The sequence below is a fragment of the Pseudomonas sp. QTF5 genome (assembly GCF_000512695.2).
In the GTDB taxonomy this organism is placed as follows: Bacteria; Pseudomonadota; Gammaproteobacteria; order Pseudomonadales; family Pseudomonadaceae; genus Aquipseudomonas.
In genome coordinates, this window is sequence record NZ_AZRW02000037.1 from 51,568 (window position 1) to 62,542 (window position 10,975).

At 60.5% G+C, this 10,975-nt stretch carries 10 protein-coding genes; 6 read left to right on the forward strand and 4 right to left on the reverse strand.

All coding sequences use genetic code 11. The annotated features are described in order from the left end of the window. Nucleotides 1-64 precede the first annotated feature (64 nt). The 4 genes from IC37_RS23080 to pdxH all read left to right on the forward strand — a co-directional run bounded on the left by IC37_RS23080 (nt 65) and on the right by pdxH (nt 5,845). Entirely contained in the window at nt 65-2,575 is a 2,511-nt protein-coding gene (locus IC37_RS23080; RefSeq protein ID WP_030131289.1) for a beta-galactosidase, read from the forward strand. Nucleotides 2,576-2,801: 226 nt separating this feature from the next. Beyond that, nucleotides 2,802-3,947 carry an EstA family serine hydrolase gene (locus IC37_RS23085; protein ID WP_030131288.1) on the forward strand — a complete coding sequence of 382 codons (1,146 nt, stop codon included), beginning with the start codon at nt 2,802-2,804 and terminating at the stop codon, nt 3,945-3,947. Nucleotides 3,948-4,060: 113 nt separating this feature from the next. Further along, nucleotides 4,061-5,173 carry an OmpA family protein gene (locus IC37_RS23090; protein ID WP_030131287.1) on the forward strand — a complete coding sequence of 371 codons (1,113 nt, stop codon included), beginning with the start codon at nt 4,061-4,063 and terminating at the stop codon, nt 5,171-5,173. A 24-nt stretch (nt 5,174-5,197) separates the two neighbouring features. Beyond that, nucleotides 5,198-5,845 carry a pyridoxamine 5'-phosphate oxidase gene (pdxH, locus tag IC37_RS23095; RefSeq protein WP_030131286.1) on the forward strand — a complete coding sequence of 216 codons (648 nt, stop codon included), beginning with the start codon at nt 5,198-5,200 and terminating at the stop codon, nt 5,843-5,845. Between the two features lie 5 nt (nt 5,846-5,850). Here pdxH and IC37_RS23100 read toward each other — a convergent pair whose 3' ends face one another. Continuing rightward, entirely contained in the window at nt 5,851-6,087 is a 237-nt protein-coding gene (locus IC37_RS23100) for a hypothetical protein (protein WP_008005816.1), read from the reverse strand. A gap of 169 nt (nt 6,088-6,256) precedes the next feature. Here IC37_RS23100 and IC37_RS23105 point away from each other — a divergent pair, with 169 nt between their 5' ends. Further along, a complete protein-coding gene (locus IC37_RS23105; protein WP_030131285.1) occupies nt 6,257-6,721 on the forward strand; it encodes a glycine zipper 2TM domain-containing protein in 465 nt (154 codons plus the stop codon). A 90-nt stretch (nt 6,722-6,811) separates the two neighbouring features. On the opposite strand, the gene IC37_RS23110 is transcribed toward IC37_RS23105, so the two are convergent. The 3 genes from IC37_RS23110 to nhaA all read right to left on the reverse strand — a co-directional run bounded on the left by IC37_RS23110 (nt 6,812) and on the right by nhaA (nt 9,558). Next, nucleotides 6,812-7,060: a pyocin S6 family toxin immunity protein gene (locus tag IC37_RS23110; protein ID WP_051414858.1), complete on the reverse strand. Its 249-nt coding sequence runs from the start codon at nt 7,058-7,060 to the stop codon at nt 6,812-6,814. A gap of 15 nt (nt 7,061-7,075) precedes the next feature. Continuing rightward, nucleotides 7,076-8,248: an S-type pyocin domain-containing protein gene (locus tag IC37_RS23115; protein ID WP_030131283.1), complete on the reverse strand. Its 1,173-nt coding sequence runs from the start codon at nt 8,246-8,248 to the stop codon at nt 7,076-7,078. Between the two features lie 101 nt (nt 8,249-8,349). Continuing rightward, nucleotides 8,350-9,558: a Na+/H+ antiporter NhaA gene (nhaA, locus tag IC37_RS23120; protein WP_030131282.1), complete on the reverse strand. Its 1,209-nt coding sequence runs from the start codon at nt 9,556-9,558 to the stop codon at nt 8,350-8,352. Nucleotides 9,559-9,806: 248 nt separating this feature from the next. On the opposite strand from nhaA, the gene IC37_RS23125 reads away from it, so the two are divergent. Further along, nucleotides 9,807-10,904 (forward strand): PLP-dependent cysteine synthase family protein, encoded by a 1,098-nt coding sequence (locus tag IC37_RS23125; protein ID WP_177409426.1) that lies wholly within the window; start codon nt 9,807-9,809, stop codon nt 10,902-10,904. Nucleotides 10,905-10,975: the final 71 nt, after the last annotated feature.

Here is a 10,975-nt window from a genome sequence, read left to right on the forward strand (position 1 = left end):
TCTACCTCACTGCCACCGCTTTTCCACTGGCCCATTGATGGTCGCTTGGGAGTTCCACGTTCCTATGATTCGCCGTTCGTTGCCCGCTGTTTTTGCCTTGATGTTCGCAGCCCCTTTGCTGGCAGCCCCTGCCGGCCAGCAAACGTTGTTCAACTTTGTGCGTCCCGCCGACGTGGTTCAGGTGGCGACCCAGGACGCCAGCCTGCCGCAATCGAACGCGGAGCAAACGGCCGAAGGCGAAGTGCTGCGCCGCGTGACTTTCAACCCGGTCGCCCAGCCGACCTTGCGCCTGACGCCGCAGACCGGTGCCTGGGACTGGTCGCAGTCGGGTGTCATGAGCCTGCGGATCCAGAGCGCGATGAACTGGGCCGTGACCCTGTACGTGAAAATCCAGAGCAATGACGGCAAGACCCTGGTCAGCCGCGTCGATCTGCCGGCCGGCCCTGCACAAACCCTGCTGGTACCCCTGCAGCCGAGTTCACCTTTGAGCCAGGGCATGAAGGCCGGTCCTCCGATGCCGATCAATTTCGAAGGTCAGCGTGTATTGCTGGCCAGCAGCGCCGGTGAGCTGGACCGCAGCCAAGTGGTGTCGGTGACCTTGTCGATGGATCAGCCGAAAGTCGCCCAAAGCATCCTGCTCGAACGCTTCGGCGTGCAGGACGGCGAGGCTGTCACCAAGGCCGCTTATGGCGGTCTGATGGACGCCTACGGCCAATCGACCCGGACCAAGTGGCCAGAGAAGGTCAGCAGCGACGAGCAACTGAAGTCCGCTGCGGCCAAAGAACAGCAACAACTGAAAACCTGGCTAGCCGAGCGCGAGAAGGCCTCGCTGGACAAGTTCGGGGGCTGGACCAAGGGCCCTGCGTTCAAGGCCAGCGGCTTTTTCCGCACCGAAAAGCGTGATGGCCGCTGGTACCTGGTGACCCCGGAAGGGCATCCGTTCTATTCCCTGGGCGTCAACACCGTGACCCCGAGTGTTAACCAGACCTACGTCGCCGGTCGCGAGTGGATGTTCGAGTCCCTGCCCAAACCCGAAGAGCCTCTTGCCAGCTACTATGGTGAAGGCGACAACCGTGGCGGCAATGGCGCCGATCAGGGCCGAGCCTACAACGCCGGTCGCTGGTACGATTTCTATGGCGCCAACCTGCAACGTCTGTATGGCAAACCTTGCGTACCGGGCAGCGACACCAAGGCCGGTGTCGCCGAAGCAGCCAAGGCCGATGCGGTTGAGGCGACGACCGATAAGGCCGCCGAGCAATCAGCCACTCCTGTGGCGACCGAATCCGCGTCTGGTGTTGCCGACGCGGCCAAGACCGGCGCAGTTGAAGCATCGGTCGAAAAAACGGCCGCCGAACCCTGCAAAGTAGCTTTCGACGAACAACGCTGGGCCAGTCACACCCTCGATCGCCTGCAAGCCTGGGGCTTCAACACCATTGGCAACTGGAGCGCACCGGTGTTGGGCAACGCCGACCGAGTGCCATACACCTTGCCGCTGTCGATCGTCGGCGATTACGCCAGCATCAGCACCGGCACCGATTGGTGGGGCGGCATGCCTGATCCGTTCGATCCGCGTTTCGCCATGGCCACCGAACGCGCCGTGGCCATCGCCGCCCGTGACCATCGCGACGATCCGTGGCTGATCGGTTACTTCGCCGACAATGAACTGGCCTGGGCCGGACCCGGCGATGACCCGAAGGCCCGTTACGCGCTGGCCTATGGCACTTTGAAAATGACCACCGATGTGCCGGCCAAACGTGCCTTCCTCAAACAGCTGCGTGACAAGTACCGCAACCAGGCGGGCCTTTCCAAAGCATGGGGCATTGATCTGCCGGCTTGGGAATTGATGGAAGACCCGGGCTTCGTGCCGCCGCAGCCGAGCGCCGAATACCCGGAAATCGAAGCTGACTTCAAATACTTCCAGAAAGTCTTCGCCGACACGTACTTCAAAACCGTCTCCGACTCGCTCAAATGGCATGCGCCGAACCAGTTGTTGCTGGGCGGCCGTTTTGCCGTCAGCACCCCCGAAGCCGTCGAGTCCTGCGCGCAATACTGCGACGTGTTGAGTTTCAATATGTACACCCTGCAACCCCAGGACGGTTACGACTTTGCCAGACTGCGCAGCCTGGACAAACCGGTGCTGATCACCGAATTCAACTTCGGATCAAAGGATCGCGGCCCGTTCTGGGGCGGCGTGACACAACTGGCGAAAGAAGAAGACCGCGGCCCGGCCTACGCCAACTTCCTCAAACAGGCGATGAGTGAACCGTCGATTGTCGGGGTGCATTGGTTTCAGTACCTCGATCAACCGGTGACGGGTCGCCTGCTGGACGGCGAGAACGGGCACTTCGGCCTGGTGGGCATTACTGACCTGCCGTTCCAGGGCTTTGTCGACACTGTGCGCAAAAGCAATGTGCAGACTGTCGATCAACTCGGCAAAGAGGCCGAGAAGGCCAAAGCCGAGGCGGAAAAAGCCGCCGAGAACCATGAGGGCGAGGGCGGCAAGCAAGGCGCTGCCGACAAAGGCGCGGAGCAGGGCGCCGGCCATGCGGGCGGGCACTCGGGTAACGGTCATTAAGCACTGATATCCCCTGTGGCGAGGGAGCTTGCTCCCGTTGGACTGCGTAGCAGTCTCTTTTTTGGGGCCGCTGCCGCAGCCCAACGGGAGCAAGCTCCCTCGCCACATGGGTTTCTGATTAATTCTATGGGCGGGTACACCGCCCGACCCGACCCTGTTCCCAAAACCCTCAAGGGCTGGAACAATGCGGGCCACTTTGTAGAGCGTTTATCCGGGAGAGTTGTGGGTGCAGATTCAGGGTCATTACGAGCTTAAGTTCGAAGCGGTGCGCGAAGCTTTTGCGGCGCTGTTCGACGATCCTCAGGAGCGTGGCGCGGCGTTGTGCATCCGGATTGGCGGGGAAACCGTTCTCGACCTTTGGGGCGGTACCGCCGACAAGGACGGCACCGAGGCCTGGCACAGCGACACCATTGCCAACCTGTTTTCCTGCACCAAGACCTTCACCGCCGTGACCGCGCTGCAACTGGTGGCCGAAGGCAAGCTGCAACTGGATGCTCCGGTCGCTCGCTACTGGCCCGAGTTCGCTGCCGCCGGCAAAGAATCCGTGACCCTGCGCCACTTGCTCTGCCATCAGGCCGGCCTGCCTGCGTTGCGCGAGTTGCTGGCCCCTGAAGCACTTTACGACTGGCAGACCATGGTCGATGCCCTGGCTGCCGAAGCGCCGTGGTGGACGCCGGGTGAAGGTCATGGTTATGCGGCGATCACCTATGGCTGGCTGGTCGGTGAGTTGCTGCGTCGCGCCGACGGTCGTGGGCCGGGCGAATCCATCGTGGCACGGGTCGCGAAGCCTTTGGGGCTGGACTTCCACGTTGGCCTCGCCGACAAAGAGTTCCATCGCGTGGCGCACATTGCCCGTGGCAAGGGCAACCTCGGCGACGCCGCTGCCCAACGCTTGCTGCAAGTGACCATGCGCGAGCCGACGGCCATGAGCACCCGAGCCTTCACCAACCCGCCGTCTATAATGACCAGTACCAACAAACCGGAATGGCGGCGCATGCAGCAGCCGGCCGCCAATGGCCATGGCAATGCCCGCAGCCTGGCCGGTTTCTACGCCGGTCTGCTCGACGGCAGCCTGCTGGAAAGCGAAATGCTCGATGAGCTGACCCGCGAACACAGCGTCGGCGAAGACAAGACTTTATTGACCCGGACCCGCTTCGGCCTGGGTTGCATGCTCGATCAACCGGACGTACCCAACGCCACCTACGGCCTCGGCCCACGGGCATTCGGTCATCCGGGCGCCGGCGGTTCCATCGGTTTTGCTGACCCGGAATACGATGTGGCCTTCGGCTTTGTGACAAATACCCTGGGGCCGTACGTCTTGATGGATCCACGAGCCCAACAGCTTGTGCGAGTACTGGCCACTTGTCTGTAAAATCACGCTTAAGGGGGCCAGGGCCGGAACCCGAAAGCCTTTGTGGTTTCAAAGCGCTGTTTATCCGGGCTAACCGGGTCTGATTTTTCATTACTTCATTTTGTGGATATCCCATGTCATCCAATAAAACTCTCGCCCTGGCCCTGTGCTTCGTTATTACCGGTTGCGCACAAACCCCACAAAATGACGCAGCAGGCGGTAGCAGCTGGTGGCCGTTCGGTTCTTCCGACAAGGTTGCGACCAAAAAGCCGGCCCCGACCCCGGCTCCGCTGAAACCTGCTGCAACAGCCCCCATCGCCAAGGCGGACAGTGCATCCCCTTGGTACTGGCCGTTCGGTTCCGACGATGGCGCCGACAAGGTCGCCAAGCCCGAAGTGAAGCCGGAAGTTAAACCTGAAGCCAAACCGGTCGCTGTGGCCAAGGCTGAAGCCGAGGCCGGTGGCAAGTGGTGGTGGCCGTTCGGAGGCAAGGAGCAGAGCACCGCCAAAGCCGTGCCAATGCCCGACCCGAAAGTCACCCAGGCCTGGCTCGATGACTACGAACCGCGTCTGCGTGAGGCGATCAAGGACAGCAACCTGAAACTCGAACGCCGTGAAAATGTGTTGGTCGTCACCGCGCCGGTAGAAGGCTCGTTCAACCCTGACCGTCCGGCCATGCTGCTGCCGGTGACCCTCGGCCCGTTCACCCGTGTCGCGAAAATCCTCGAAGTAGATCCAAAGACTGCCGTGCTGGTACTCGGTCACAGCGATACGTCGGGTTCCGCACCGGCCAACGTGAAACTGAGCCAGGAACGTGCCCAATCGGTGGCGGCGATCTTCCGTCTCAGCGGTCTGGGGCGCGATCGTCTGATGCTGCGCGGCATGGGTGGTGATGCTCCGCGTGCCGCCAACGACAGTGCTGAAGGTCGTGCCTTGAACCGTCGCGTCGAGCTGTTGGTGACGCCGGCAAACACCATGGTCGCGTTGCTGAGCAAGTACAACATGCCGGCTCCGGCTCCGGTGACCAAGGTCGCGGCCCAGCCAGTAGCCAAGTCTGTGACTCCGGCACCCGCTGCCAAGAAGTCGGCTGTACCGGCCACGAAAAAGGCACCAGCCAAGAAAGCGGCCACCAAGACTCCGGCGAAAAAAGCACCGGCTAAAACCACGACCCCAGCGAAAAAGACGGCGCCGACCAAAGCCGCTGTCGATTCGAAGAGCGCCACAGCCGCCGACGCCACAAAGCAGTGATTCGTTAACCAAAAGGAATGCGCCATGACCCGGCCCTTGGCAGATATGCGTCGCGACTACACCCGAGATGGCCTGACCGAGGCGCAAGCCCCGGCTGAGCCGTTCGCGCTGTTCCATCAGTGGTTTGCCGATGCGGTGAAAACCGAGCAGGTGCCGGTGGAGGCGAATGCCATGACGCTGGCCACCGTCGATCAGGACGGTAGGCCGCATTGCCGTATCCTGCTGCTCAAGGGCCTGGACGAGCAGGGCTTCACCTTCTTCACCAACTATGAAAGCGACAAGGGTCAGCAACTGGCAGCCAATCCATTTGCGGCCATGACGTTCTTCTGGCCAGCCCTGGAGCGCCAGGTGCGCATCGAAGGGCGGGTGGTGAAGGTCACGCCTGAAGAGTCCGACGCCTACTATCAGGTTCGTCCTCTGGGCAGCCGTCTCGGTGCCTGGGCCTCGCCCCAGAGCCGGGTGATCGATGATCGCGCCGAACTGGAAGCGCTGCTCAAGAACACCGAGCAACGTTTCAGCGACACCCAGCCTCACTGCCCCGAGCACTGGGGCGGTTATCGCTTGCTACCCGAGCGCATCGAATTCTGGCAGGGCCGTCCGAGCCGTCTGCACGATCGCCTCAACTACCGCTTGCAAGGTACCGACTGGGTTCGTGAACGCCTGGCGCCGTAAACAGTCTACCGATCGGGGTACCCTGCCGCAGCGGCCTCCAGCCACTGAGGCAGGTCCCGCCGCTTGATCTTCTGCGTTTGAGCGTTCGCCAGTTGCTGAAGCATGAAGGCTCTTTTCTGTTCGTCTTTACCCGCCAGTGACAACGCCAGATCGCGGTCCATCCAGCGTTTGATCCGCACGTACAGCCACCAATGGAAGTACAAGCCGGCGACGGTCGTGACGACAATGATGAAGTAATCCATGAAAATCCTTGGGTCAGCGGCGCAGATTTTGTAATTTGACGCTACTGTGTGCTGAGTTCGAAAAAGCGCCTGTATCGGGCCTGAATGAAACCAATTTTATCCGGGCAATGCCGTGACAGGCGTCAAGCTGCGGAGTTTAATGGATACCTGTCCTATGGAGTTTGATGCTATGCGTAAGTCTGTTCTGCTGGTTGCTTCCTTTTCCACGATGGCGATGTTGCTCTCCGGTTGCCAATCGAGCCTGACCGGTGACTCCTACTCCCGTGACGAAGCGCGTCGTGTGCAGACGATTCGCATGGGTACCATCGAAGCCCTGCGTCCGGTGAAAATCGAAGGCACCAAAACCCCGATCGGCAGCGCCGCGGGTGCAGTCGTGGGTGGTGTCGGCGGTAGCGCCATCGGCGGCGGTCGGGGCAGCATCGTCGCAGCGGTCATCGGCGCCGTCGCCGGCGGCCTGGTGGGCTCGGCGGCCGAAGAAGGCCTGACCCGCACTCAAGGTGTTGAAGTCACCGTGCGCGAAGACGATGGCAGCATGCGCGCCTACGTGCAGGAAGTTCAGCCAAACGAAGTGTTCCGTGTGGGTGAGCGTGTGCGGATTTCCACTGTAGATGGGACCAGCCGCGTTTCGCACTAAGCGGAGCGAAGGGTAAAAGAAAACCCCGATCAGGTGACTGGTCGGGGTTTTTTGTGTCTGGTTTCGTCAATTATGTCAGATTCTATATCTTTAGTCGTTGCTACAGAGCCCCATGTAGTACATCAGGTCTTCTCTTAAGGGGTCACCCACCAAGTCCAAAATCACACTGGCTTGATCGTGAGAGAGAGTGTGCTCACCCATAGGTACATCCCATAAGGTTGACCAGCCCATGACTTTCAACACTGCCGTCTCTAAGGCTTGCGGCACATCCTTTTCATATTGCAATGAATTGTCGGGATTCGGCTCCGGGAAAAATCCGGTAATTGCGATAAATATCATTCTTGTCCCTCATCATTACTTCGTTGAAGTCCGTCTTTCAGGTTTTGCTTTTCCTGTCCGTTCGCCAGTTTTTGCATCAAATTCCCCTAAGTGATCCCCGGCCCAGTTGTACACTTCGACGGCGCCATGTTGATAATCCCACTCATAAATGCGCTTCTTACTTTCCCAGCGTTTTCGATTTCCTTTAGTCTGAACAGGGATAGCATCGGGGAATGCCGGCAGAACCTTTGGCGGAGGATGATAACCGTGGTCGCCACTGATAGGCCTTGCCACCACTACGTATAGTGGCTTCACCCCCGAATCCGCCGGAAACACAAGAATGAAATCCTTGTACTCAGGCGGATACACCGGATTCACGATGATGCTGTCAGCTGCCTTCGTCGGCGGATAAACCCAGATGTGCGGTGCTTGTGGTGCGGCTTCCAAAGCGGGGATGCCGAGGACGTTTGAACCGTCCTCGGCCGGTGTCCAGATCAGCTCGATGCCGTCCCCAAGATCAGCCACCTGCTGACCGCCGCGCAAGGTGAATTGCGCGACATCGACCATTTCCCAGTCACGGTTTTTGCCGGTGTAGAAACCGTATCCCTTCAGACTGCCGTCAGCCTGTTGCTCGACCCGCAGGCGCACGCGGGTGCGGGCCTGTTTAAGGGCGCGCAGTTGGTCTTCGGTGTAGAGCGAGCTGTCGCCAAGGCTCGACGGTATGACCAGGGCCACCAAGCCTGCCAAGGTGGCCGCAGCGGTGCTGGCGGCGACTGAGGGCAGTGCGGCGAACGCTGAGCCGGCCAAAGCAAAACTACCGAAACCCGCCGGAATCGCAGTGCCACTGATTTTCTTGAGCGGCACGACACCGGCTTCATCAGCCTCGCGAGCGCCGAGCAGAACCAGTTCGCCGTAGTCTTTCAGGCTGTCAGTCGGAACAACGCCGGAGGGATTCGTGTAGTCGATGATTGCGTCGGGCAGCTTGCAGGACTTGGCAAACACGCAACCCGCGCGGACAACGTCGTCCTTTTTTGCAACGACTTGAAGGCTGTCTTCGAAGGCCTGTTGTCTGGCGAGCATGGCATCGTAGGCGTTTTGCCTGGCATCCCGCTCGGCCAATTCAGTGGCCGTCATGTAGCGGTGAGTGATGTGATGCCCGTCACCTGACGGTGGGTTTTGCACCCGGGGAATGTCCTTGTTGCCAGCCACTGATTGTCCTTTCGTTCGTCCATCGGCAACCCCCGAGAGAGGGGCTGCGCGACGTTAACGAACGTGGCTGATCGTGGCTGTAGGACGAATCCTGAATGTCGTTAAGAGTGTTCTCTATCACTCAGGAAAACAGGTGCAGTGCTCTTGCGACTCGCCGCCGCTGTCACCGCATAACCGATCAATGCCGCCAGTATCGAACCGGTCAGAATCCCCATTCGATCCATCCCGGCGTATTCACTGGCGCCGGGCACGAAGGCCAGGGAGCCGACAAACAGGCTCATGGTGAAACCGATGCCGCAGAGAATGGCTACGCCCAGTATCTGGCCCCAGTTGGCGCCTTGGGGCAGGGCGGCGATGCCTATTTTCACTGCCAGCCAGGTCAGGCCGAACACGCCGACCATCTTGCCCAGTAGCAGGCCGACGGCGATGCCCATTGGCACGTCGTGGGTGAAGCTTTCGACGGTCACGCCGCTCAGGGACAGGCCGGCGTTGGCGAAGGCGAACAGCGGCAGGATGCCGTAGGCTACCCATGGATGCAGGGCATGTTCCAGGGTCAGCAGTGGCGAAGGCTCAGCGTTTTTCGTGCGCAGGGGAATGCAGAAGGCCAGGGTTACGCCGGCCAGCGTGGCGTGCACGCCACTCTTGAGTACGCAGACCCAGAGGATCAACCCGATGATCATGTACGGCCCGAGCTTGACCACGCCGAGTCGGTTCATCCCGATCAAGGCCGCGATGCAGGCCGCGGCCAATGCCAGGGACAAGGTCGACAGTGCGCCGGAATAGAAGATCGCGATGATGATGATCGCGCCCAGGTCGTCGATGATCGCCAGGGTCATGAGGAACAGTTTCAGCGACACTGGCACGCGTTTGCCCAGCAGGGCCAGTACGCCGAGGGCGAAGGCGATGTCGGTGGCGGTCGGGATGGCCCAGCCACTCAGGGCGGACGGATTGTCGCGGTTGAGGAACCAGTAGATCAGCGCCGGCACCACCATGCCGCCAATCGCGGCCGCGCCGGGCAGGACGATCTGCGACGGTTTCGACAGTTGGCCGTCGAGGACTTCGCGTTTCACTTCCAGGCCGATCAGCAGGAAGAATAGCGCCATCAGGCCGTCATTGATCCACAGCAGCAGCGGCTTGGCGATCTTCAGCGCGCCGATCTGAGCCACCACCGGGGTGTCCAGCAGGCCGCTATAGAGCCACGACAGCGATGAGTTGTTGATGATCAGGGCGAGAGCGGCCGCGGCGATCAATAACAGACCGCTGGCAGCTTCCAACTGAAAGAAACGCGTGAACGTGCTACGCAGAGGCAAGGTCGCTCTCCATCGATGAATTCAAAAGGTGGCACACCCTAACCCGTACCGTTAGTTGTTAAAACAAAAGTTATATTCTTTTTTGTTATATACCGTTACAACGTGGTCGCTCAGCAAAGGCCAGAGCCTAGCAGTTGCCAGACGTATTGGACCTCAGCTGTATCTGTGCATGATGTAGGTTCTTTCCTAAGCTTGTGGGCTGAGCCTTGCGACACGGCCGACTCTTTGCCTGATTCAACGAGAAAACCATCATGAGCGACAACCGACAGTGGGCTCGCGAAGCCATCCGGATCATCGAAGCCGACTTCCAGCGCAGCGCCGACACCCACCTGATCCCCTTGCCGCTGCCGGGGTTGCCGGGCATCGAGTTGTACTTCAAGGATGAGTCGAGCCATCCCACCGGCAGCCTGAAACACCGGTTGGCGCGTTCGTTGTTCCTCTACGCCCTGTGTAACGGCTGGCTCAAACCCGGTGCGCCGGTGATCGAAGCCTCCAGCGGCTCGACGGCGATTTCCGAGGCGTACTTCGCCCGCCTGCTGGGTTTGCCGTTCATTGCGGTGATGCCCGCGACCACGTCCAAGGAAAAAATCGCGCAGATCGCGTTCTACGGTGGCAAGAGCCATCTGGTGGACGATCCGACGCAGATCTACGCCGAGTCCGAACGCCTGGCTCACGAACACGATGGGCACTTCATCGACCAGTTCACCTACGCCGAGCGCGCCACCGACTGGCGGGCGAACAACAACATCGCCGAATCGATCTTCCAGCAGATGCGTTTCGAGCAGCACCCGGAACCGAGCTGGCTGATTTCCAGCCCCGGCACCGGCGGCACCACCGCGACGCTCGGCCGTTACGTGCGCTATCGCCAGCACTGCACCCGCGTGCTGTGCGCCGATGCCGAGCGTTCGGTGTTCTTCGATTATTACCAGACCGGCGATGCCAGCCTGCGCCTGGATTGCGGGTCACGGATTGAAGGCATTGGCCGGCCACGGGTTGAAGCATCGTTCCTGCCCAAGGTGATCGATGCGATGGTCAAAGTGCCAGACGAGTTGTCGCTGGCGGCCATGCATTACCTGGCGCAGCGTTTGGGGCGACGGGTTGGCGGATCGAGCGGGACCAACCTGATCGGCGCCTTGATGGCGGCCCAGCAGATGGTGGCGGCGGGGAAGTCGGGGTCGATCGTGGCGATTCTGTGCGATGGCGGCGAGCGCTATGCCACCACCTATTACGATCAGGCCTGGCTCAAGGCCCAGGGGTATGAGTTGAGTGGTTTGATGGATGCCGTGGCGGCGAGTGTCGAGCGCGGCGAGCCGCTGCCATCGACGGTACTACGCGCCAACATCTGACACACCGAAGATCAAATAATGAAATGGCTACCCCCGCCGCCCCCTGCGATCGCCCACTAAGCTTTCGCAGG